17 protein-coding genes are annotated in these 23335 nt (G+C 74.4%); 13 read left to right on the forward strand and 4 right to left on the reverse strand.

Features of this window, described 5'->3' with window-relative positions:
* The first annotated feature begins 69 nt into the window (after nucleotides 1-69).
* Nucleotides 70-1020: a 2-hydroxyacid dehydrogenase gene (locus BM158_RS07145; RefSeq protein WP_091555834.1), complete on the forward strand. Its 951-nt coding sequence runs from the start codon at nucleotides 70-72 to the stop codon at nucleotides 1018-1020.
* Here BM158_RS07145 and BM158_RS07150 read toward each other — a convergent pair.
* The gene (locus BM158_RS07150; RefSeq protein WP_229827590.1) at nucleotides 1014-1376 is read right to left on the reverse strand and encodes a PH domain-containing protein; all 363 of its coding nucleotides are present in this window, start codon (nucleotides 1374-1376) and stop codon (nucleotides 1014-1016) included. The two genes, BM158_RS07145 and BM158_RS07150, sit on opposite strands and share 7 nt — an antisense overlap.
* Nucleotides 1377-1452: 76 nt before the next feature.
* Between BM158_RS07150 and ilvD the strand changes: the two genes are divergently transcribed.
* From ilvD to ilvC, 5 genes are all read left to right on the forward strand, one after another.
* A complete protein-coding gene (gene ilvD / locus BM158_RS07155) occupies nucleotides 1453-3150 on the forward strand; it encodes a dihydroxy-acid dehydratase (protein WP_229827589.1) in 1698 nt (565 codons plus the stop codon).
* Nucleotides 3151-3220: 70 nt separating this feature from the next.
* Complete coding sequence (locus BM158_RS07160; protein WP_131801987.1) at nucleotides 3221-5878, forward strand: putative bifunctional diguanylate cyclase/phosphodiesterase; 2658 nt, start codon at nucleotides 3221-3223, stop codon at nucleotides 5876-5878.
* 262 nt (nucleotides 5879-6140) lie between these two features.
* Complete coding sequence (locus BM158_RS07165; protein ID WP_091555840.1) at nucleotides 6141-8036, forward strand: acetolactate synthase large subunit; 1896 nt, start codon at nucleotides 6141-6143, stop codon at nucleotides 8034-8036.
* Nucleotides 8036-8560 carry an acetolactate synthase small subunit gene (gene ilvN / locus BM158_RS07170; RefSeq protein ID WP_091065858.1) on the forward strand — a complete coding sequence of 175 codons (525 nt, stop codon included), beginning with the start codon at nucleotides 8036-8038 and terminating at the stop codon, nucleotides 8558-8560. The genes BM158_RS07165 and ilvN overlap by 1 nt, the downstream gene beginning before the upstream one ends.
* Before the next feature lie 42 nt (nucleotides 8561-8602).
* Entirely contained in the window at nucleotides 8603-9631 is a 1029-nt protein-coding gene (gene ilvC / locus BM158_RS07175; protein ID WP_091555841.1) for a ketol-acid reductoisomerase, read from the forward strand.
* A gap of 55 nt (nucleotides 9632-9686) precedes the next feature.
* Here the strand turns inward: ilvC and BM158_RS07180 are convergent, their stop codons facing one another.
* Nucleotides 9687-10079, reverse strand: a complete 393-nt coding sequence (locus tag BM158_RS07180; RefSeq protein WP_131801988.1) for a hypothetical protein — start codon at nucleotides 10077-10079, stop codon at nucleotides 9687-9689.
* A gap of 10 nt (nucleotides 10080-10089) precedes the next feature.
* Nucleotides 10090-10881, reverse strand: coding sequence for a hypothetical protein (locus BM158_RS22010; RefSeq protein WP_207506222.1), 792 nt, complete (start codon nucleotides 10879-10881; stop codon nucleotides 10090-10092).
* Nucleotides 10882-11002: 121 nt separating this feature from the next.
* On the opposite strand from BM158_RS22010, the gene serA reads away from it, so the two are divergent.
* The 4 genes from serA to cimA all read left to right on the forward strand — a co-directional run bounded on the left by serA (nucleotide 11003) and on the right by cimA (nucleotide 19399).
* Nucleotides 11003-12604: a phosphoglycerate dehydrogenase gene (gene serA / locus BM158_RS07190; protein WP_091555846.1), complete on the forward strand. Its 1602-nt coding sequence runs from the start codon at nucleotides 11003-11005 to the stop codon at nucleotides 12602-12604.
* Nucleotides 12605-13055: 451 nt separating this feature from the next.
* Nucleotides 13056-16511: a S8 family serine peptidase gene (locus tag BM158_RS07195; RefSeq protein WP_091555847.1), complete on the forward strand. Its 3456-nt coding sequence runs from the start codon at nucleotides 13056-13058 to the stop codon at nucleotides 16509-16511.
* A 96-nt stretch (nucleotides 16512-16607) separates the two neighbouring features.
* On the forward strand, nucleotides 16608-17630 hold the full coding sequence (locus tag BM158_RS07200; RefSeq protein ID WP_091555849.1) for a 3-isopropylmalate dehydrogenase: 1023 nt from the start codon (nucleotides 16608-16610) through the stop codon (nucleotides 17628-17630).
* A gap of 182 nt (nucleotides 17631-17812) precedes the next feature.
* Nucleotides 17813-19399 carry a citramalate synthase gene (gene cimA, locus BM158_RS07205; RefSeq protein WP_091555851.1) on the forward strand — a complete coding sequence of 529 codons (1587 nt, stop codon included), beginning with the start codon at nucleotides 17813-17815 and terminating at the stop codon, nucleotides 19397-19399.
* Here cimA and BM158_RS07210 read toward each other — a convergent pair.
* Complete coding sequence (locus tag BM158_RS07210; protein ID WP_091555853.1) at nucleotides 19389-19784, reverse strand: VOC family protein; 396 nt, start codon at nucleotides 19782-19784, stop codon at nucleotides 19389-19391. The two genes, cimA and BM158_RS07210, sit on opposite strands and share 11 nt — an antisense overlap.
* 54 nt (nucleotides 19785-19838) lie before the next feature.
* Between BM158_RS07210 and BM158_RS07215 the strand changes: the two genes are divergently transcribed.
* The 3 genes from BM158_RS07215 to BM158_RS07225 are packed head-to-tail and all read left to right on the forward strand — an operon-like array spanning nucleotide 19839 to nucleotide 23295.
* Nucleotides 19839-20642, forward strand: coding sequence for a fumarylacetoacetate hydrolase family protein (locus BM158_RS07215; protein WP_091555855.1), 804 nt, complete (start codon nucleotides 19839-19841; stop codon nucleotides 20640-20642).
* Entirely contained in the window at nucleotides 20639-22117 is a 1479-nt protein-coding gene (gene gltX / locus BM158_RS07220; RefSeq protein ID WP_091555856.1) for a glutamate--tRNA ligase, read from the forward strand. The genes BM158_RS07215 and gltX overlap by 4 nt, the downstream gene beginning before the upstream one ends.
* Nucleotides 22114-23295, forward strand: coding sequence for a CPBP family intramembrane glutamic endopeptidase (locus BM158_RS07225; RefSeq protein ID WP_091555859.1), 1182 nt, complete (start codon nucleotides 22114-22116; stop codon nucleotides 23293-23295). The genes gltX and BM158_RS07225 overlap by 4 nt, the downstream gene beginning before the upstream one ends.
* Nucleotides 23296-23335 lie beyond the last annotated feature (40 nt).

Here is a 23335-nt window from a genome sequence, read left to right on the forward strand (position 1 = left end):
CCCGCCCAGGGTACGCACCGGTCGGCCCCCCGGATCGCCGTACGCGCAGCGCAGCCCTAGCGTCGGGGCGTGCCCGACGCCCCCGTGATCGACCTGCCCGACGACGCCGAGCTGCACGTGCTGGTGCCCTCCCGCCGCCTCGGCGAGCACCTGGAGCAGCTGTCCCCGCGCGTCCGCGCGCACCGGGTGGACCCCGCCGACGGCCCGCCCACCGGGGACGCCGCCCGCGCCCGGGTCTGGGTCCCCGCCGGCGGCTCGGGCATCCCCGACGGCTTCCTGGACGGTCTGCCCGACCTCCGGCTGGTGCAGCTGATGAGCGCCGGTGCCGAGAAGTTCGCCGGCCGGCTGCCCGACGGCGTCGTGCTGTGCAACGCCCGCGGCGCGCACACCCCGGCGACCGCGGAGTGGGTGGTCGCCGCGACCCTGGCCGCCCAGCGCGGCCTGCCGCACCTCACCCGCGAGCAGGACGCCGGCCGCTGGTCCCCGCGCACCGACCGCTCGCTGGTCGGCGCCCGCGTGCTCGTCGTCGGCGCCGGCGACATCGGCCGCACCGTCGGGGCGATGATGGCCGGCTTCGACGTCGACCTGACCTACGTCGCCCGCACCGCCCGCGACGGCGTCCGGTCCACCGCCGACCTGCCCGAGCTGCTGCCCGACGCCGACGTCGTCGTGGTCATCGTCCCGGTCACCGACGAGACCACCGGGATGGTGGACGCCGCGTTCCTGGCCGCCATGCCGGACGGCGCGCTGCTGGTCAACGCCGCCCGCGGCGTCGTCGTCGACACCGACGCCCTGCTGGCCGAGCTCACCGCCGGCCGGCTGCGCGCCGCGCTGGACGTCACCGAGCCCGAGCCGCTGCCCGAGGGCCACCCGCTGTGGACGGCGCCGGGGCTGCTGCTGACCCCGCACGTGGCCGGGAACGTCCCCGACACCGGCCGGCGCGCCACCGAGGCGGTCGCCGCGCAGCTGCAGCGCGTCCTGGCGGGGGAGCCGCTGCAGAACGTCGTCGAGACCTACTGAGCGGGCGGCGCGGCGGCCGGGTCGGGGATCCGGCCGCCGGAGACCGCAGCCAGCCGGGGCAGGTCGCGGGCCCGCACCACCGGCAGCCGGACCTCGGTGCCCGCGGTGCGCACCAACCACAGCGACTGGTCCTCGGCCACCCGGATGCCGGCCACCTCCGGCCAGGGCACGGTGCGGCCGGACAGCAGGGTGCGCGGGGTGACCCCGTCGGGGCCGATGTCCAGGCCCACCCGCAGCACCCACGCCGCCACCAGCACCGGCACCAGCAGCAGCGGGGCGCCCCACCAGGCCGCGGTCGCCACCGGCAGCGTGCAGACGGCCAGCACCAGCACCGGCACCAGGGCCACCCGGCTCATCCTCATCCGTGCCGTCGTCGTTGCCTGAGCCACGCAGCCGATGGTCCCAGAGGCGCCCGGGCATACCATCCCCGGCGTGACGACCGTGGACGAGAACCGCACCTCCACCATGAAGCCCCGGTCCTTCGAGGTGACCGACGGCATCACCCGCGCCCCGGCCCGCGCCATGCTGCGCGCGGTGGGCATGGGCGACGACGACTGGGAGAAGCCCCAGATCGGCGTGGCCTCGTCCTGGAACGAGATCACCCCGTGCAACCTCTCCCTCGACCGGCTGGCCAAGGCCGCCAAGGAGGGCGTGCACACCGGCGGCGGCTACCCGCTGGAGTTCGGCACCATCTCCGTCTCCGACGGCATCTCGATGGGCCACGAGGGCATGCGCGCCTCCCTCGTCTCCCGCGAGGTCATCGCCGACTCGGTCGAGACCGTGGTGTTCGCCGAGCGGCTGGACGGCACCGTGCTGCTGGCCGGCTGCGACAAGTCGCTGCCCGGCATGCTCATGGCCGCCGCCCGCCTCGACCTCGCCGCGGTCTTCCTCTACTCCGGCTCCACCCTGCCCGGGAAGCTGGGCGACAAGGACCTCACCCTCATCGACGTCTTCGAGGGCGTCGGCGCCTGCGCCGCCGGCAAGATCACCCGCGACGAGCTGACCGCCATCGAGAAGGCCGCCTGCCCGGGCATGGGCAGCTGCGGCGGCATGTACACGGCCAACACGATGGCCAGCGTCGCCGAGGCGCTGGGCATGAGCCTGCCCGGCAGCGCCGCCCCGCCGGCCCCCGACGACCGCCGCGACGACTACGCCCGCCGCTCCGGCGAGGCCGTCGTCGAGCTGCTGCGCCAGGGCATCACCGCCCGCCAGATCATGACCAAGGAGGCGTTCGAGAACGCCATCACCGTGGTCATGGCGCTGGGCGGCTCCACCAACGCCGTGCTGCACCTGATGGCCATCGCGCACGAGGCCGACGTCGACCTCACCCTCGACGACTTCAACCGGATCGGTGACCGCACGCCGCACCTGGCCGACGTCAAGCCCTTCGGCCGGTTCGTGATGACCGACGTCGACCGGATCGGCGGCGTCCCCGTCGTCCTCAAGGCGCTGCTGGACGCCGGCCTGCTGCACGGGGACTGCCTGACCGTCACCGGGCGCACGATGGCCGAGAACCTCGAGCACATCTCCCCGCCCGACCCCGACGGCGCAATCATCCGCGCGATGGACGACCCGATCCACCGCACCGGCGGGCTGACGATCCTGCGCGGGTCGCTGTCGCCCGACGGCGCCGTGGTGAAGAGCGCCGGCTTCGACGCCGAGGTCTTCGACGGCACCGCCCGGGTCTTCGACGGGGAGGCCGGCGCGATGGAGGCCGTCACCGAGGGCACCCTCAAGGCCGGTGACGTCGTCGTCATCCGCTACGAGGGCCCGCGCGGGGGCCCCGGCATGCGCGAGATGCTCGCCGTCACCGGCGCGATCAAGGGCGCCGGGCTGGGCAAGGACGTCCTGCTGCTCACCGACGGCCGGTTCTCCGGCGGGACGACGGGCCTGTGCGTGGGCCACATCGCCCCCGAGGCCACCGACGGCGGCCCGATCGCGTTCGTCCGCGACGGCGACCGGATCGTGCTGGACCTGGCCGCCCGCACCCTGGACCTGCACGTCGACGCCGACGAGCTGGCCCGCCGCAGGGAGGGCTGGGCGCCCCCGGCGCCGCGGTACACCCGCGGGGTGCTCGCCAAGTACGCCAAGCTCGTCGGCTCGGCCGCGCAGGGCGCCATCTGCAGCTGAGGCCACCCGTGCGGGTGACCTCCGTCCCGGCCGGCTCCTGCAGCCGGCCGGGACTGCCGACCTGGCTGAGGTGGAACGCACCCGGCGCCGGACACCCCTCGTGGGCCTGCTGTGCCTCGCGCTGCTCGGTGCCACCTGGCTGCTGCCCACCGGTGCCCACCGGCTCGCCGCCGACGGGGTGGTGGTCCTCGCCGCGCTGAGCACGGCCGCCGTCCTCGCCCGGGTCGGCCGGGACGCCCCCGCGCGCGGCTGGGTGCTGGTCTCCCGCGCCCTCGTGCTGGGCGTCGTCGTGGCCACGGCCGCCGAGCTGGTCGGCCCCGCCCCCGGCGCGGTCGACCCGCCCCGCACCGCCGCCTCGGTGCTGCCCCACCTGCTCGGCGCGGTCGCCGTCCTGGTCCTGCTCGGCCGTGACCGGCTGCGCGCCGGCGGGGCCCGGCTGCTGGTCGAGAGCGCCCTGTTCTGGACCGCGGCCTTCGTGCTGGCCCAGCTGCTCGTCGTCGGGCCCGTGCTGCGCCGCGTGCCCCTGGACGCCGCCGCGCGCGCCGGCCTGGAGGCCAGCTGCCTGGCCGCCACCGTGCTGCTGGCCGCCGGCCTGGTCTTCCTCACCGCCGCCGGACCCGCCCGCCGCACCACCGCGGGCACCACCCTGGCCGGGCTCGCCGCGGTCGCCGTCGCGGACTGCCTGGCCGTGCTGGGGTCCACCGGCGGCTTCGGCCTGCTGGGTCTGGGCAGCCGGGCGCTGTTCGTCGCGGGCCTGGTGCTGCTCGCCCTGGCCGCCGCGCACGACCCGGGCACCGCGACCGACGGCCGCCCCGGTGGCGACGGCCGGCTGGCCGCCGGCATCACCCTGGCCGGCCAGCTGCTGCCGCACGCGGTGATGGTCCTGGCCGCCGTCCTGGTGCTGGCCTCCGCGCTGTTCGTGGCCACCCCGACCCCGGCCGCGCTGGTCGCCGTCGCGACCGGCCTGGCGCTGACCGGTGTGCACCGCGTGGTCGTGGTCGGCGACGAGATGCGCTTCGCCGGCCGGCTCGGCCGCAGCGAGGCCTACTTCCGGAAGCTGGTCCGGGCCAGCAGCGACGCCGTCCTGGTCCTCGACGAGGACCGCGCCATCACCTGGGCCGCCCCGGCGCTGGCCGGCCCGGCCGACGCCGCCGGCCGCCCGCTCGTGGGGCACCCGGTCACCGACCGCGTGCACCCGCAGGACGTCGAGACCGTGCGGGCCTGGCTCGCCGACGACGGGGACGGCGCGACCCTGGGCGGGCTGTGCAGCTTCCGGCTGCCCGCCGCCGACGGCAGCTGGCAGGTGTGGGAGGCCGGCGTGACCGACCTGCGCGCCGACGCCGCCGTCGGGGCCCTGGTGCTGCACTGCCGCGACGTGACCGTCCGGCTGCACGCCGAGGACGAGCTGCGGTCGCTGGCCTTCACCGACCCGGTGACCGGGCTGCCCAACCGGGCCGCGCACGTCATCGCCCTGGCCGAGGAGCTGGCCGCGGCCGGCGACGAGGCCGAGGTCAGCCTGTTGCTGTTCGAGCTCGAGGGGCTCGACGACGCCCGCGAGAACGTCGGCCGCGACGTCGTGGACGTCGCGGTGGTCGAGGTCGGCCGCCGGCTGCGCGGCACCGTGCGCGGCGACGACCTCGTGGCCCGGGTCGGTGCCGAGGTGTTCGCCGTGCTGGCCCACGGCACCGGCGACGAGCCCGACCGGGTCGCCGCCCGCTGCCTGTCGGTCGTCGAGCAGCCCGTGGTCACCCAGCTCGGCCTGGTCGACCTGTCCGCCGCCGTCGGCCTGGTGCCGCTGGTCGCCGGGCTGGGCGCCGAGACCGCGCTGGACCGGGCCGAGCTGGCCGTGCGCAGCGCACGGCAGGCCGGGCCGGGGTCGGTGCGCCGCTGGGAGCACTCGCTGGCCGCCGCCCGCGACCGCCGCGAGCGGCTGCGCGAGGACCTGGTCGGTGCCCGCGCCCGCGGCGAGCTGGCCCTGGCCTGGCAGCCGATCGTGTCGCTGACCGAGCAGCGGGTGACCGGCGTGGAGGCGCTGGCCCGCTGGGTGCACCCGGCCTTCGGGGAGCTCGAGCCCGAGGAGTTCATCCCGATCGCGGAGCGCGCCGGGCTGGTCGGGGACCTGCAGCGCTGGGTGCTGCACGAGGCCATGACCCAGGCGGCCGCGCTGCCCGAGCACGGCGAACCGCTGCGGCTGGGCGTCAACGTCTCGCCGGTCCACCTGGCCAGCGGCACCGTCGTCGGCGACGTCGCGGCGGCGCTGGGGGCCACCGGCTTCCCGGCCCAGCGGCTGGTCGTCGAGGTCACCGGCTCCACCGGGCTGGTCGACAGCCCCTCGCTGGCGGCCGACTTCGCCGCGCTGCGGCTGATGGGCGTGCACCTGGCGCTGGACGACTTCGGCGCCGGCGCCTCCTCGCTGGAGCACCTCACCCGCTGGGCGGTCGACGTGGTCAAGCTCGACCGGTCCTTCCTCGCCCGGGTGGACAAGGACGCCCGCCCGCGGGCGCTCACCGCATCGGTGATCGGCATCGGCAGCACGCTGGGCATCGACGTCGTCGCCGAGGGCGTGGAGACGCCCAGCCAGCTGACCGTGCTGCGCGCGCTGGGCTGCGGGTTCGCGCAGGGCTTCCTGCTGTCCCGCCCGCTCAGCCTGCCCGCGCTGGTGGCCACCCTGGACGCCGGTGCGGGGCACCTGTGGCCCGGCAAGGTCGGCCGGGTCGGGGCAAGCTGAGGACCCGTCCCACGGAGCGGTCGGCCTCGTCCCAGTGGGTGGGACGAGGTGGTTGACGCGGGCGTGCCCCGCGGCGCACAGTGACCGCGTGCTGCGCTCTGCCCTCCTCGTAGTCATCGACTAGCGCGACGGTCACCCGACCGTCGCGCCCACCCCTCCGTGCCTGCCGGCACGAGGGGTTTTTTGTTGGCCGGGTCCGATCCCGAGCACGAACGAGAGCCCCGCCGCACGCCCGCCCACGCCTTCCAGGGAGACCCCCCAGATGAGCACCACCGCCAGTGCCCAGGCCACCCCCGGTGCACCCACCCAGGCCGCCGCGGCGGCCACCGTCGGCGTCGAGTCCACCGACCGCTCGCTGACCGACGCGGCCCGACCGGCGGGCGCCCCCGCGACCGGCATCACCGGCGCGCAGAGCCTCGTCCGCTCGCTGGAGGCCGTCGGCGTCGACATGGTCTTCGGCCTCCCGGGCGGGGCGATCCTGCCGCTCTACGACCCGCTGTTCGACTCCTCCGTGCGGCACGTGCTGGTCCGCCACGAGCAGGGCGCCGGGCACGCGGCCACCGGCTACGCCCAGGCCACCGGCCGGGTCGGGGTCTGCATGGCGACGTCGGGCCCCGGCGCGACCAACCTGGTCACCCCGCTGGCCGACGCCTACATGGACTCGGTGCCGGTCGTGGCCATCACCGGCCAGGTCGCCAGCGGCTTCATCGGGACCGACGCCTTCCAGGAGGCCGACATCCGCGGCATCACGATGCCGATCACCAAGCACAACTTCCTGGTCACCGACGCCGCCGAGATCCCGCAGCGGATCGCCGAGGCCTTCCACCTGGCCTCCACCGGCCGCCCCGGCCCGGTGCTGGTCGACGTCCCCAAGGACGTGCTGCAGGCGACCACCGACTTCAGCTGGCCGCCGAGGATCGACCTGCCCGGCTACAAGCCGACCACCCGCCCGCACGGCAAGCAGGTCCGCGAGGCCGCCGCGGTCATCCAGGCCGCGCGCCAGCCGGTCCTCTACGTCGGCGGCGGCGTGCTCAAGGCCGGTGCCAGCGAGGTGCTGCGGGAGCTCGCCGAGCTGACCGGCGCCCCCGTCGTCACCACCCTGATGGCCCGCGGCGCCTTCCCCGACAGCCACGCCCAGCACCTGGGCATGCCCGGCATGCACGGCACCGTCACCGCCGTCGCCGCGCTGCAGAAGGCCGACGTCCTGGTCGCCCTGGGCGCCCGCTTCGACGACCGGGTCACCGGCAAGCTGGAGAGCTTCGCGCCCGGCGCCACCGTCGTGCACGCCGACATCGACCCGGCCGAGATCGGCAAGAACCGCAAGGCCGACGTCCCGATCGTGGGCGACGCCAAGGAGACCATCACCGAGCTGGTCGCCGCGATCACCGCGCTGCAGGAGAAGGAGGGCCGCGCGGACCTGTCGGGCTGGTGGGCGCAGCTGGACCGCTGGCGGGAGACCTACCCGCTGGGCTACGACCTGCCCGAGGACGGCGCGCTCTCCCCGCAGTACGTCATCGAGCGGCTGGGCGAGATCGCCGGGCCCGACGCGGTCTACTGCGCCGGCGTCGGCCAGCACCAGATGTGGGCCGCGCAGTTCGTGAAGTACGAGAAGCCGGGCACCTGGCTCAACAGCGGCGGCCTGGGCACGATGGGCTACGCCGTCCCCGCCGCCATGGGGGCCAAGGCCGGCCGACCCGAGGCCACCGTGTGGGCCGTGGACGGCGACGGCTGCTTCCAGATGACCAACCAGGAGCTGGCCACCTGCGCCATCGAGGGCATCCCGGTCAAGGTCGCGCTGATCAACAACGGCAACCTCGGCATGGTCCGGCAGTGGCAGACCCTGTTCTACGAGGGTCGCTACTCCAACACCCGGCTGCACAACCGCGGCTCCGGCGGCGGGGAGATCGAGCCCATCCGCATCCCGGACTTCGTGCAGCTGGCCGAGGCGCTGGGCTGCGTGGGGCTGCGCTGCGAGCGCGCCGAGGACGTCGACAAGGTGATCGAGGAGGCCATGGCGATCGACGACCGCCCGGTGGTCATCGACTTCGTCGTCGGCTCGGACGCGCAGGTCTGGCCGATGGTCGCCGCCGGCGCCAGCAACGACGACATCCTGGCCGCGCGGGACGTCCGCCCGGTCTTCACGGAGGGACCGGTCTGATGACGCGCCACACCCTGTCGGTCCTGGTCGAGAACAAGTCCGGTGTGCTGGCCCGCGTCTCGGCGCTGTTCAGCCGCCGCGGCTTCAACATCGAGTCCCTGGCCGTCGGCCCCACCGAGAACCCCGACCTCTCGCGCATGACGATCGTGGTCGACGTGGAGAGCCAGCCGCTGGAGCAGATCACCAAGCAGCTCAACAAGCTGGTCGAGGTCATCAAGATCGTCGAGCTGGACGGCGCCTCGGTGCAGCGCGAGCTGCTGCTGGTCAAGGTGCGCGCGCCGCTGGCCGACCGCGCCCAGGTGCTGCAGACCGTCGAGCTGTTCCGGGCCAAGGTCATCGACGTCAACGCCGACACCGTGACCGTCGAGGCCACCGGCACCACCGAGAAGCTGCAGGCCCTGCTGGCCGTCCTGGCCCCGCTCGGGATCAAGGAGATGGCCCAGTCGGGCACCGTCGCCCTGGCCCGGGGACCCCGCTCGATGAGCGGCGCCGGTACGTTGCGCCCGGTCGAACGCTCCGCCTGAAACGCCCCACCCTCACCACAGAGATAGAAGGAGCCCCACCGCATGGCCGCCGAGATCTTCTACGACGACGACGCCGACCTCTCGATCATCCAGGGGCGCACGGTCGCCGTCATCGGCTACGGCAGCCAGGGCCACGCCCACTCGCTGTCGCTGCGCGACTCCGGCGTCGACGTGCGCGTCGGCCTGCCCGAGGGGTCGAAGTCCCGGGCCAAGGCCGAGGCCGAGGGCCTGCGCGTCGTCACCCCCGCCGAGGCGGCCGCCGAGGCCGACCTGATCATGGTCCTGGCGCCGGACCACGTGCAGCGGTCGCTGTACACCGAGTCGATCGAGCCCAACCTGCAGGACGGCGACGCGCTGTTCTTCGGCCACGGCTTCAACATCCGGTTCGGCTACATCAAGCCCCCGGCCGGCGTCGACGTCGCCATGGTCGCCCCCAAGGGCCCCGGCCACCTGGTGCGCCGCGAGTTCAGCGACGGCAAGGGCGTGCCCTGCCTGATCGCCGTCGAGCAGGACGCCTCCGGCTCGGCCCAGGCGCTGGCGCTGTCCTACGCCAAGGCCATCGGCGGTGCGCGCGCCGGCGTCATCAAGACGACCTTCGCCGAGGAGACCGAGACCGACCTGTTCGGCGAGCAGGCCGTGCTGTGCGGCGGCATGTCCGCGCTGGTGCAGGCCGGTTTCGAGACCCTCACCGAGGCCGGCTACCAGCCCGAGATCGCCTACTTCGAGTGCCTGCACGAGCTGAAGCTGATCGTCGACCTCATGTACGAGGGCGGCATCGCCAAGCAGCGCTGGTCGGTGTCGGACACCGCGGAGTACGGCGACTACACCTCCGGTCCGCGCGTGGTCGACGCCCGCGTCAAGGAGACGATGGGCGAGGTCCTCAAGGACATCCAGGACGGCACCTGGGCCGCGAAGTTCATCGCCGACCAGGACGCCGGCGCCCCGGACTTCAAGGCCAAGCGGGCCGCCGCCGAGGCGCACCCGATCGAGGAGACCGGCCGTCAGCTGCGCGGGCTGATGAGCTGGGTCTCGGCGTCGGACGACTACACGGGCACTGCCCAGCGGTCCTGACGTGACGCAGAAGGGCCCCGCACCGGCCGGTGCGGGGCCCTTCTGCCGTCCCGGCTCAGGCGGCCCAGGCGCGCACCTCGGGCTTGCGGGTGAGCACCACGACGCCGACCGCGAGGCCCAGCAGCAGCACCGACAGGACGTCGAAGGTCCCGGCCACGCCGACCGCGAGCACCAGGTTGACCAGCCACACGACGACCAGCGCGGCGCCGGCCAGCGCCAGCAGGCGGACGTCGAGGCCGCGGTAGAGGCGCACCGAGCCGAGCACGGTGGCCGCCGACAGCACCAGGTACAGCCCGCCGACGAGGAAGGCCAGCGCGCTGCCGCCGGCCAGGCCGAAGCTCAGGCCGTTGAGGCCGGGCAGCAGGCAGAACACCGCCTGCAGCCCGGCGAGGGCCACCGCGGCCACCACGGTGGGTGGCGGCCGGTGGCCGGCTGCGGGTCCGGTCACGGCGCCGGGCTCAGCGGCCGCGGCGCGCGCGGTGCGCGGCGAAGAACTGCGCCGACGCCGGGATGCACAGCAGCACGACGATGGCGACCGCGGCGGCGAAGAACGCCAGGCTCAGCACGACGTCGCCGCCGCTGGTGGAGCCGAACTCGTTGCCGAGGTTGGACAGGTTGCCCACCAGGCCGAAGCCGGTGACCACGATGGAGATGGACCCGGCGACGATGAGCAGCACCCGGCTGCGCCCGGTCAGCGCCCACACCGAGCCCCAGATGGTGAGCACGGTCCAGGTCAGGGCCAGCAGGCCGACCACCACGATCACGCCGGTGATGGCACCGACCGCCCCGCCCACCAGGGAGCCGAAGCCGGGGATCTCGTCGTCCAGGCTCCCCGCGCCGGCCCCGGCCCCGGCGACGATTGCCCCGCCGATGAGCAGCGCGAGGGAGAACAGGACGCCGATGGCGCCGAAGATGAACCCGAACACCGCCGAGGTGATCACCGCGCCCGGCTTCGCCGGCGCCGCGGGGGCGTAGCCGTAGCCCTGCCCGTAGGGCTGCGCGTAACCCTGGCCGTAACCCTGGCCGTACCCCTGGCCGTAGCCCTGCGCGGCGTACCCCTGCTGGCCGTGGCCCTGGGCGTAGCCCGGCTGCTGGCCGTACTGCTGGGTCTCGTGGCCCTGCTGCCCGTAGGACTGCTGCTGGCCGTAGGTCTGCTGCTCGTAGGGCTGCTGCCCGTAGGACGGCGGCTCGTACGACGACCCGTACGGCGACGTCTCCGACCGGCCCTGCTCGCCCTGCTGCTCGCTCACTGCACTCCTCCGCGCGGGACCGGCGCTGCGGAGGAACGCCGGTGCTGAACAGCCAGGATGGCGGGCCGCCGGGGGAGGGGCAAGCAGGCGCTCACCCCCGCGGGTCCTAGGCTGTCCACCCGTGACCACGCCTGCGCCCGTCGTCCTCGTCGCCGAGGAGCTCGCCCCCAGCGCCCTGGAGGTGCTCGGCTCCGGCTTCGAGGTCCGGCACGTCGACGGCGCCGACCGTGCCGCGCTGCTCCCCGCCCTGGCCGACGCGGCCGCGGTGATGGTGCGCAGCGCCACCACCATCGACGCCGAGGCCCTGGCCGCCGCGCCGAACCTCAAGGTGGTCGCCCGCGCCGGCATCGGCCTGGACAACGTCGACGTCCCCGCCGCCACCGCCCGTGGCGTCATGGTCGTCAACGCCCCGACCTCCAACATCGTCAGCGCCGCCGAGCACGCCGTCGCGCTGCTGCTCGCCGCCGCCCGGCACATCCCCGCCGCGGACGCCTCGCTGCGCGAGGGCACCTGGAAGCGGTCGAAGTTCAGCGGCGTCGAGGTCACCGAGAAGACCGTCGGCGTCGTGGGCCTGGGCCGCATCGGCGTCCTGGTCGCGCAGCGGCTGGCCGCCTTCGGCGTGACGCTGATCGCCTACGACCCCTACATCCAGCCCGGCCGCGCCGCGCAGCTCGGCGTCCGGCTGGTGTCGCTGGAGGAGCTGCTCCGCGAGTCGGACTTCATCACCATCCACCTGCCCAAGACCCCCGAGACCCTCGGGATGATCGGGGCCGAGCAGCTGGCGATGACGAAGAAGGGCGTGATCATCGTCAACGCCGCGCGCGGCGGCCTGGTCGAGGAGGCCGCGCTGGCCGACGCGCTGCGCTCGGGCCAGGTCGGCGCCGCCGGCATCGACGTCTACGCCAAGGAGCCGTGCACCGACAGCCCGCTGTTCGCGCTGCCCAACGTCGTGGTCACCCCGCACCTGGGCGCCTCGACCACCGAGGCGCAGGACAAGGCCGGGACGGCGGTCGCCCGCAGCGTCCGGCTGGCCCTGCAGGGCGACTTCGTCCCCGACGCGGTCAACGTCCAGGCCGGCGGCGTCGTCGCCGAGGACGTCCGGCCGGGCCTGCCGCTGGCCGAGAAGCTCGGCCGGGTCTTCACCGCCGTCGCCGGGGGCCTGGCCCAGTCGGTCGAGGTGCAGGTGCTGGGCAAGATCGCCGAGTACGACGTCTCCGTCGTCCAGCTGGCCGTGCTGCGCGGGGTGTTCACCGACGTCGTCGAGGAGCAGGTCTCCTACGTCAACGCCCCGCTGCTGGCCGAGGCCCGCGGCCTGGAGGTCTCGCTGACCTCGGACGTGGAGAGCCCGCACTACCGCAACCTGATCAGCGTGCGCGGGGCCATGGCCGACGGCGCCGAGGTCACCGTCTCGGGGACGCTGTACGGCAAGAACCAGGTGCCCAAGCTGACCGAGGTCATGGGCTTCGAGATCGACCTCGAGGCCAAGGGCTACCTGCTGTTCTTCACCTACGCCGACCGGCCCGGCGTCGTCGGCACCGTCGGTGCGGCGCTCGGCGCGGCCGGCATCAACATCGCCGGCGCCCAGGTCAGCCGGACCACCCAGGGCGGCGACGCCCTCATGGCGGTGACCGTGGACAGCGAGGTGACCGGCGAGCTGCTCGCCGACATCGCCGGCCAGATCGGCGCGCGCGAGGCCCGCTCGGCCGACCTCAACCCGACCTGATCCACCCGGCAGCACGCACCGCGGCGCCGGTCCCCACCACGGGGACCGGCGCCGCGGCGCGTCCGGGCCCAGGTCGCGGGTGGGCCGCCGTCAGGTGGTTGCCAGGTGGGACTGGTTGAGCGCTGGGCCACTCGGCACCCGGAGCAACCTCGTTCCCCCGGATGCGCTCGACGTTGGGCCGACCGTCCGGTCCGCCACCTGGGCGTCACACGACGTGCGCGACGCGCTCACAGAATCGGCGGACGGACCACGCAGGCTGCTCCGTTCGGGCCATGGTCCGAAGCGTTGCTCACGACCAGCGTTGGGCGGGTCCGCGCAACGGTGCGCAGGACCAGGACTCCCAACGCCGACAGGGGTGAACGTGGTTCCCAGGACAACCACCTCCTCCGGGGAGGGACGCCACCGCGTCCTCGCCCGGGGCGGGGTCGTCGCGATCGCGGCGGCCCTCACCATGACCGGGGGTGCCGGCGCTGCGCTGGCCTCCCCGGCCGACATCGCAGCGCGCGCCGGGCAGGAGCAGATCTCCCTCAGCCCGGACCAGCTGCAGCAGGTCCGCGACCAGCTCCAGGCGCGCCAGGCCGGGACCCGGCCCGCGGGCCTGCCCGACAGCGGCCCGGCCTCGTTCTTCGTCGAGACCAGCACGCCGTCGACCTCGCAGGTCTACACCGACACCCTCCCGGGTGCCGGCGAGGCCGCCGCGGGTGCCGCGGCCGCCGCGGCCCAGCCCGCCGCCGAGGCCGCCGCCGCCGCGGTGGCCGCCGACCTGCCCGCGGCCGTGCCGGACGCCCAGGTGCTCTACACGACCTCGACCGTGCTGTCGGGTGTCGCGGTGCGCGCGGACGCCGCCGACTACGACGCGCTGGCCGCGCTGCCCGACGTCGTCGCGGTGCACCCGATCACCCCCAAGAAGGTGTCCAACACCGGCGCCGCCGCGGTCGTGCAGGCCGTGCAGGCGTGGGAGGACCTCGGCAACACCGGCGAGGGGGTGTCGATCGGCATCATCGACACCGGCATCGACTACACGCACACCGACTTCGGCGGCAGCGGCAGCGTCGACCAGTTCGACACCCTGCAGGCCTACGAGGCCCAGCCCGCCCCGGCGGGGGTCTACCCCAACGCCAAGGTGGTCGGCGGCCACGACTTCGTCGGCGACAGCTACAACGCCGACCCCACCAGCCCGGCCTACCAGCCCGTGGCCATGCCCGACGAGAACCCGCTGGACTGCAACGGCCACGGCACGCACGTCGCCGGCACGTCGGCCGGCTACGGCGTCAACGCCGACGGCAGCACCTACCGCGGCGGCTACACCGGCGGCGTCCCCGGCGACCTGCGGATCGGCCCGGGCATGGCGCCCGGCGCCGACCTGTACGCGCTGAAGGTCTTCGGCTGCGACGGTTCCACCGACGTCACGATGCAGGCCATCGAGTGGGCGCTGGACCCCGACGGCGACGGTGACCCGAGCGACCACCTCGACGTCGTCAACCTGTCGCTGGGCTCGGACTACGGCCTGGCCGACGACGCCGACTCGATGGCGATCAACCGGGCGATGGAGCTCGGCATGCTCGCCGTGCTGGCCGCCGGCAACGCCGGTGACAGCTACGACATCGGTGGTTCGCCGGGCAACGCCCCGCGCGGCATCGGCGTCGCGGCGAGCAACGACGGCTACGGCGTCTTCGACGGCTGGCAGGTCACCTCGCCCGACGGCCTGGTGGAGGGCACCCGCCCGGGCCTGCGCTCGGTGGCCTACAGCGACACCGACGAGAGCGGGGCCACCAAGCCCGACGTGACCGGGGACCTGGTCTACGCGCCGGCGGGCAACGAGGGCGCCTGCGCGGCCCTGCCGGCCGGGTACGCCACCGGGAAGATCCTGCTGATCGAGGCCGACGGGTTCGCCTGCGGCTCGGTCACCAAGGGCACCAACGCGGTCAACGCCGGCGCGACCGGTTTCGTGATCATCGCCGACGACGACCTGCTCGAGACCGGCATCACCGGTGTCGCGCAGATCCCCGGCATCCTGGTGACCAACACCGACGGCGGCGCCCTGCGCGACGCGGTGGCCGGCGGCCAGACCGTCACGGTCACCTTCGGGCCCAGCCTCAAGGACGCGGCCTCCTACACCGACCCCGACCAGGTGGACCTGCTCGCCTCGTTCAGCTCGCGGGGCGTGCGCCAGGAGGACGGCAGCAAGCCCGACGTCACCGCGCCGGGTGTGACCGTCTACTCCGCCGGCGTCGGCCAGGGCTCGGGCGGCGCCAGCCTCTCGGGCACCTCGATGGCCACCCCGGTCACCGCCGGCGTCACCGCGCTCATCCGCGCGGCGCACCCCGAGTGGACGACCGAGGAGGTCAAGGCGGACCTGATGAACACCGCCACCCACGACCTGTACACCGGGCCCGGCCAGACCGGTGACGTGTACGGGCCCAACCGGGTGGGCTCCGGCCGCATCGACGCCGCGTCGGCCCTGCGCAACGAGGTGCTGGCGTACGCCGAGGCCGGGTCCGGCGTGGTGACGGCGTCCTTCGGGGTCGTCGAGGTCGACCAGGAGCAGGTCAGCGCCACCAAGACCATCACGGTGGACAACAAGGGCAGCCGCGCCGCGGTCTACCGCGTCTCCTACGACGCGCTGGTCCAGCAGCCCGGTGTGCGCTACGCGCTGTCGGCCCAGCGGCTGACCATCCCGCCGGGCCAGAGCCGGACGGTGACGATCACCATGACCGCCACCCAGGACGACCTGCTCAAGGTCGCCGACCCGACCGTGGTCGTCGACGACGGCCGGCAGTTCCTCGGCGAGGCCAGCGGCCGCGTGGTGCTCACCCCGACCAACAACCGGGGCGAGGTGCTGCGGGTGCCGGTGCACGCCAACCCGAAGCCCTCCTCCACGCTGACGGCGACCCCGTCGGAGGACGGGTCGACCATCGGCCTGTCCGGTGAGGCCGTGGCCAACGGCGACCTGTTCGAGCCGACCAGCTACACCTCGCTGGTCAGCGCGTTCGAGCAGCTGGGCACCAGCCCGGAGATGCCCAGGTGCGACGCGGACACCGGTCTGGTGAGCACCTGCTACAAGACCGAGCTCGAGCGCTCGGTCGACCTGGCCGGGGTCGGCGTGGCGTCCGACGCCCTGCAGTACGACGACGCCGGGCTGTACTTCGCGGTCTCCGCGCACGGGAAGTACACCTCCGCGGAGACGGCCGTGAACTACGGCGTCTTCATGGACACCAGCGGCGACGGGGTCTGGGACTACCAGGTCACCACCACCCGCATCACCGACTACGACGTCCCGCTGGTCGTCGTCACCGACCGGGACTACAACCTGGTCGGCGCCGGCGACGAGCCCTACGTGGCGCCGATGAACCTCTACGACGGCCTCGTGGACACCAACGCCTACGACTCCGACGTGCAGGTCTTCGGGGTGCCGCTGTCGGTCCTGCCGGCCGACACCGGCCGGATCACCTTCGGCGTCCAGTCGGCCAGCTACAACGGCACGGTGGACGACGTCGGCACGGTGAGCACGCCGACCGGGCCCGAGCTCGCGCCGCAGGCGATGAGCTTCGACCCGACCGCCCCGGGGCTGTCCTTCAGCACCGAGGACGGGACGGCGCTGATGGTCCCGGCGACCGACGGCACGCAGATCGCCGTCACCCAGGACGCCGCGTCCTACGCGCTGGACACCGCGGTGGGCGGTGACAAGGGCGCCATGGTCGTGCTGAGCCAGAACTCCAGCGCGGCCGGCCGCACCCAGTCGGTGCCGATCGCGGTCGCGGGGGGTGCCGACTCCACGGTCGTCACCGTCCCGCCGGCCGAGGAGGCCCCGGCCCAGCCGGCGCCCGACGCGCAGGTGACCGAGCCGCCGGCCCCGCCGGCCTCGGACGCGCCCGCCACGGACCAGCCGGCGGACACCACCGGCTGATCCACCGCACCACCCGCGCACGACCCGGCACCCCCTGCGACGCACTCCCGCGGGGGGTGCCGGTGCGTCCGGGCCCGGGCACTAGCCTCTGAGCCCATGCGCCTGGCAGTGATCCCTGGAGACGGCATCGGCCCCGAGGTGGTGGCCGAGGGCCTCAAGGTCCTGGGCGAGGTCGCCCCCGACGTCGAGACCACCCACTACGACCTCGGCGCGGCACGCTGGCGGCGCACCGGGGAGCTGCTCCCCGACGCCGTGCTCGACGAGCTGCGCGGCCACGACGCGATCCTGCTCGGCGCGGTCGGCGACCCCGGGGTGCCCGCCGGCATCCTCGAGCGCGGCCTGCTGCTCAAGCTGCGCTTCGAGCTCGACCACCACGTCAACCTGCGCCCGGCCAAGCTCTACGACGGCGTCGAGAGCCCGCTGGCCGCCCCCGGCACCATCGACATGCTCTGCGTCCGCGAGGGCACCGAGGGCCCCTACACCGGCAACGGTGGCGTGCTGCGCCGGGACACCCCGCACGAGGTGGCCACCGAGGTCAGCGTGAACACCGCCTTCGGCGTGGAGCGGGTCGCCCGCTACGCCTTCGAGCGCGCCGTCGCCCGCCCCCGCAAGCACCTCACGCTGATCCACAAGACCAACGTGCTCACCCACGCCGGGTCGCTGTGGTCGCGCACCGTGGAGGAGGTCGCCGCGGAGTTCCCCGAGGTCACCGTCGCCTACCAGCACGTGGACGCGGCCTCGATGTTCTTCGTCACCGACCCGTCCCGCTACGACGTCATCGTCACCGACAACCTCTTCGGCGACATCGTCACCGACGTCGCCGCCGCGGTCACCGGCGGCATCGGCCTGGCCGCCAGCGGCAACATCGACGCCTCGGGCACCAACCCCTCGATGTTCGAGCCGGTGCACGGCTCGGCCCCCGACATCGCCGGGCAGGGCATCGCCGACCCCACCGCCACCGTGCTGTCGGTCGGCCTGCTGCTGGAGCACCTGGGCCGTGCGGACCAGGCCCGCAAGGTCAACGCCGCCGTCGCCTTCGACCTGTCCACCCGCGACGCGGCCCAGCCGCTGCGCACCGCCGAGGTCGGCGACCGCCTGGCCGCCCTCGCCGGCGGCTGACGCCCGCCCGGCCCCGGGACCTGCTCGACAGCTCCCGGGGCGGGGTGCCATCATCTGCGGCGATGCACACCACCGGCACGATCACCATCACCTAGCGCGCAGTCACCCCCGACTGCGCGCCCACCTCCCGTACCCCGGGAGGTTTTTTTGTGCCCGGACCCGTCCCGCGAGGAGCACCCCCCATGACCAGCACCCCCGTCGAGGTCTTCGACACCACGCTGCGCGACGGTGCGCAGCGCGAGGGCATCACCTACTCCGTGGCCGACAAGCTCGCCGTCGCCCGGCTGCTGGACTCCGTCGGGGTCTCCTACATCGAGGGCGGGTGGCCCGGCGCGCTGCCCAAGGACACCGAGTTCTTCGCCCGCGCCCGCACCGAGCTGCAGCTCCGGCACGCGGTGCTGGTCGCCTTCGGCGCCACCCGCAAGGCCGGCGTCGCCGTCGAGGACGACGCCCAGGTGCGCGCGCTGCTGGACTCGCAGGCCCCGGTGGTCTGCCTGGTCGCCAAGAGCGACCCCCGGCACGTGCGCGACGCGCTGCGCACCACGCCCGAGGAGAACCGGGCGATGGTCGCCGACACCGTCGCCTTCCTCGTCGGGCACGGCCGGCGGGTGTTCGTCGACTGCGAGCACTTCTTCGACGGGTACGCCGCCGACCCCGACCACGGCGTCGCCGTCCTGCAGGCCGCCTTCGACGCCGGCGCCGAGGTCGGCGTCCTGTGCGACACCAACGGCGGCATGCTGCCCGCCGACGTCACCCGGGTGGTCACCGACGTCCGCGCCCGGGTCGGCGGCCAGCTGGGCATCCACTGCCAGGACGACACCGGCTGCGCGGTCGCGAACTCCCTCGCCGCGGTCGACGCCGGGGTCACCCAGGTCCAGGGGACGGCCAACGGCTACGGCGAGCGCGCCGGCAACGCCAACACCTTCACCCTGATCGGCAACCTGGTCACCAAGATGGGCCTGCCCGTCGTCCCCGCCGAGTGCCTGCCCGAGCTCACCCGGGTCAGCCACGCCATCGCCGAGCTCGCCAACCTCACCCCCGACGACCACCAGCCCTTCGTCGGCGCCTCGGCGTTCGCGCACAAGGCCGGCCTGCACGCCAGCGCCATCAAGGTCAGCCCCGAGCTCTACAACCACCTCGACCCGGCGACCGTCGGCAACGACATGCGCATCCTGGTCACCGAGATGGCCGGCCGGGCCTCGGTCGAGCTCAAGGGCCGCGAGCTCGGCGTCGACCTCACCGGCCAGGACGCCGCGGTCGGCCGGGTGGTCACCGCGGTCAAGGAGCGCGAGGCCCGCGGCTGGTCCTACGAGGCCGCCGACGCCTCCTTCGAGCTGCTGCTGCGCGGCGAGCTGCCCGGCGCCCCCGCGCCGCTGTTCGAGCTGGAGAGCTGGCGGACCACCGTCGAGCACCGCACCGACGGCCAGGTGGTCAGCGAGGCCGTGGTCAAGGTGGGGCTGCCCGACGGCGAGGGCGGCACCGAACGGGTGGTCGCGGTCGGCGAGGGCAACGGGCCGGTCAACGCCCTGGACAACGCGCTGCGGGCGGCGCTGGTGGGCCGCTGGCCGCAGCTGGCCGACGTCGCGCTCAGCGACTACAAGGTGCGCATCCTGGGCTGGACCGGAGGCACCAGCGCCACCACCCGGGTGCTGGTGGACACCGCGGACAAGTCGGGGGAGTGGACCACCGTCGGCGTGCACGAGAACGTCGTCGAGGCCTCCTGGCTGGCCCTGGTCGACGCCCTGACCTACGCCGTCGTCAGCCGCTGACGGGCTCGACCCGGGAGCGCAGCAGGCAGAACTCGTTGCCCTCCGGGTCGGCGAGGACGTGCCAGGTCATGTCCTCGCCGATCGGGCCCTGGCCGACGTCCACCCTCGTGGCGCCGAGCTGGAGCAGCCGGTCGAGCTCGGCCTCCTGGTCGCGGTCGGTGGCGTTGAGGTCCAGGTGCAGGCGGCGCCGGCCCGGGGTCGGGTCGGGCACCCGGATGAAGTCCAGCACCGGCAGCGGGCCCTTCTCCGGCTGTCCGGGCGGTCCGATGCTGACCAGCTCGTCGTCGGCCTCCTGCACCTGCCAGCCGAGGACCCGCGCCCAGAACCCGGCCAGCGCGCCGGGATCGGAGCAGTTGACGACGACCGACGTGATCCGGGCTGCCATGCCGCCCGATCATGGCCCGCCGCGTGCCCGGCCGCACATCAGTAGCCTCGACCCGTGCGCATCGTCCGTTACGCCTCACCCACCGGCATGTCCTTCGGCGTCCTCGACGGCGACGGCCAGGTCGCCCAGATCGAGGGCCACCCCTTCGGCCAGATCAGCTTCACCGGCCAGCGGCACGCCGCCGCCGACGTCCGGCTGCTCTCGCCGATCCTGCCCAGCAAGGTGGTCTGCGTCGGCAAGAACTACGCCGACCACGTCGCGGAGATGAAGACCGGTGACGCCCCCGAGGAGCCGCTGATCTTCCTCAAGCCCTCCACCTCGGTGATCGGCCCGGGCGACGCGATCCGCATCCCGCCGGGCAGCACCAACGTGCACCACGAGGCCGAGCTGGCCGTGGTCATCGGCGCCCGCGGCGCCCGGCACGTCACCGAGGAGCAGGCCGCGGCCAGCATCTTCGGCTACACGATCGGCAACGACGTCACCGAGCGCGACATGCAGCGCGCCGACAACCAGTGGACCCGGGCCAAGGGCTTCGACTCCTTCTGCCCGATCGGCCCCTGGATCGAGACCGACCTGCCCGGCATCGGCAAGGATCCCGCCGACCTCGGCGTCACCTGCACCGTCGACGGCGAGCTGCGCCAGGACGGCCGCACCAGCCAGCTGCTGTTCGGCATCCCGACGCTCATCTCCTACATCTCGCAGATCATGACGCTGCTGCCCGGCGACGTCGTGCTCACCGGCACCCCGGCCGGCGTCGGCCCGCTGCGCGCCGGCGGCTCGGTCACCGTCGCGATCGAGGGCCTGGGCGAGCTCACCAACTCCGTCACCGGCGCCGACACCACCTCCACCGCCCGATGACGGCACCCGTCCGCACCCGCTTCTGCCCGTCGCCCACGGGCACCGTGCACGTCGGCGTCATGCGCGCCGCGCTGTTCAACTGGGCCTACGCCAAGCACACCGGCGGTGCGTTCGTCTTCCGCATCGAGGACACCGACGAGGCGCGCAACACCGAGGAGTCCTACCGGCACCTGCTGGACAGCCTGCGGTGGCTGGGCCTGGAGTGGGACGAGGGCCCCGAGGTCGGCGGCCCGCACGGTCCCTACCGGCAGTCCGAGCGGGGGGAGATCTACCGCGACGTGCTGGCCAAGCTGGTCGAGGCCGGGCACGCCTACGAGTCCTTCTCCACCCCCGAGGAGGTCGCCGCCCGCCGGGTCGCCGCCGGGCAGGACCCCAAGCAGGGCTACGACGGCGCCGACCGCGAGACCACCGAGGCGCAGAAGGCCGCGTTCCGCGCCGAGGGCCGCCAGCCGGTGCTGCGGCTGCGGATGCCCGACACCGACCTGTCCTGGGACGACCTGGTCCGCGGCGAGGTCACCTTCGCCGCCGGCGCCGTCCCCGACTTCGTGCTCGCCCGGGCCGGCGGCCAGCCGCTCTACCCCCTGGTCAACCCGGTCGACGACGCCCTCATGGGCATCACCGACGTGCTGCGCGGCGAGGACCTGCTGTCCTCCACCCCGCGGCAGCTGGCGCTCTACAGCGCGCTGACCGACGTCGGCCTGGCCCAGGGCGCCCCCCGCTTCGGCCACCTGCCGCTGGTGATGGGCGAGGGCAACAAGAAGCTGTCCAAGCGCGACCCCACGTCGAACCTGGACCTCTACCGCGAGCGCGGCTTCCTGCCCGAGGGCCTGGTCAACTACCTGGCCCTGCTCGGCTGGGCGATCGCCGAGGACCGCGACGTGTTCTCACCCGCCGAGATGGTCGAGGCGTTCGACGTCCGCCGGGTCAGCCCCAACGCGGCCCGCTTCGACCTGAAGAAGGCCGAGGCGATCAACGCCACCCACCTGCGCGCACTGCCGGTGGCGGAGTTCGTCACCCGCGTGACGCCCTACCTGGCCGACGCCGGGCTGGTCGAGGCCACCCCGACGCCGGAGCAGCAGCGCGTGCTGGACACCATCGCGCCGCTGGCCCAGGAGCGCATGGTCGTGCTGTCGGAGGCGGTCGGCCTGCTCGGGTTCCTCTTCCGCGACCAGCCCGAGTACGACGAGGCCGCGGTGGCCAAGCAGCTCACCGGCCCGGACGCCGTCGAGGTGCTGGACGCCGCCACCGCGGCGCTCACCGCCCTCCCGGACTGGACGACGGAGGCGATCGAGGCCGCGCTGAGGCAGGCGCTGGTCGAGGAGCTGGGCCGCAAGCCCCGGCAGGCCTTCGGCCCGGTCCGGGTCGCGATCAGCGGCCGCACGGTCAGCCCGCCGCTCTACGAGTCGATGGAGCTGCTCGGCCGCGAGGCGTCGTTGGCCCGGCTCGCCGCCGCACGGGAGGTCGCGGCGCGGTGACCGGGCCGGGTGCGGGGCCGGGCTGGTCCTACGGCGGTCCGCCGCCCACGCGGCCCTGGGGCGCCCAGGCCCAGGTGCCGCGCGCGTGGGTGCAGGCCCCGCCGCCCCCGGTCCCGCCGCCCCCGCCGCGGGCGGCCGGGCGCCCGGTCACCCCGCCCGGGGCGCCGCCCTTCGACACCCCGCAGCCCTACGCCTGGCTGATGCGCGCCCGCGACTGGGCGTGGTGGCGGCCGTTGCTGGGCCTGCTGATGTTCGCCGTCCTCTACGCCGTGGCCGCCGTCCTGGTGGTCCTCGTCGTGGTGCTCACCGGGGTGGTGCCGGTCGCCGACCTGCTGCAGCTCACCGACCCCGGCGTCCTGCTGGTCACCAACGCCTCGTTGATCGTGGCCATCCCGATCGTCTGGGCCGCCTGGGCGGTCGCGCACGGCATGGGCCGCGGCTGGTCGGGCTCGGTGCGCGGCCGGGTCCGGTGGCGGCTGCTGAGGCCGCTGACCTGGCGGGCGCTGGCCACCATCGGGGTGGGCGTCGCGGTCACCATCGGCATCTCGCTCACCGACGGGCCGGTCACGATCACCGGGCCCGACGGCAGCTACGTGTGGCTGCTGGTCGTCGTCCTGCTGACCACCCCGTTGCAGTCCGCGGCCGAGGAGTTCGTCTTCCGCGGCTACCTGAGCCAGACCATCGCGGCCTGGTTCCGCACCGAGCGCACCGGCGCGGTGGTCGCCGCCGTCCTCACCGCCGCGCTGTTCTCCGCCGCGCACGCCCCGCCCGACGTCCTGACGTTCCTCGACCGGTTCGTCTTCGGTCTGGCCGCGTCCTGGGTCACCCGGCTCACCGGCGGCCTGGAGGCCGCGATCGTGCTGCACGCGGTCAACAACGTGGTGGTCTTCGTCCTGGCCGGCGCGCTGGGCGGCGACACCGGCACCGCGCTGCCCTCGACCGGTGTCGCCCTGCTGGTGGTGCTGCTGGACACCGTCGCGATGGGCGCCTACGTGGCCCTGGTCGCCCGGGCCCGCCCCGCCCTGCAGCCGGAGCTGCTGAGCCCCGCGGTGGACCTGCGCCGGGCGCCGGTGGCCTGGCAGCCAACGTGGGTCCCGGCCCCGCCGCTGCCGCCGCCGGCCCCGCGGTCCACCGCGCCCGAGCCCGACGCGCGGTGGTCCCGCGAGGGGGGTGCGTGAACGCCGTCCGGGCATCGGGTAGTGTCTCCGACGGCGCCGC

Origin of the sequence: Klenkia taihuensis (assembly GCF_900112525.1) — a bacterium.
In the GTDB taxonomy this organism is placed as follows: Bacteria; Actinomycetota; Actinomycetes; order Mycobacteriales; family Geodermatophilaceae; genus Klenkia; species Klenkia taihuensis.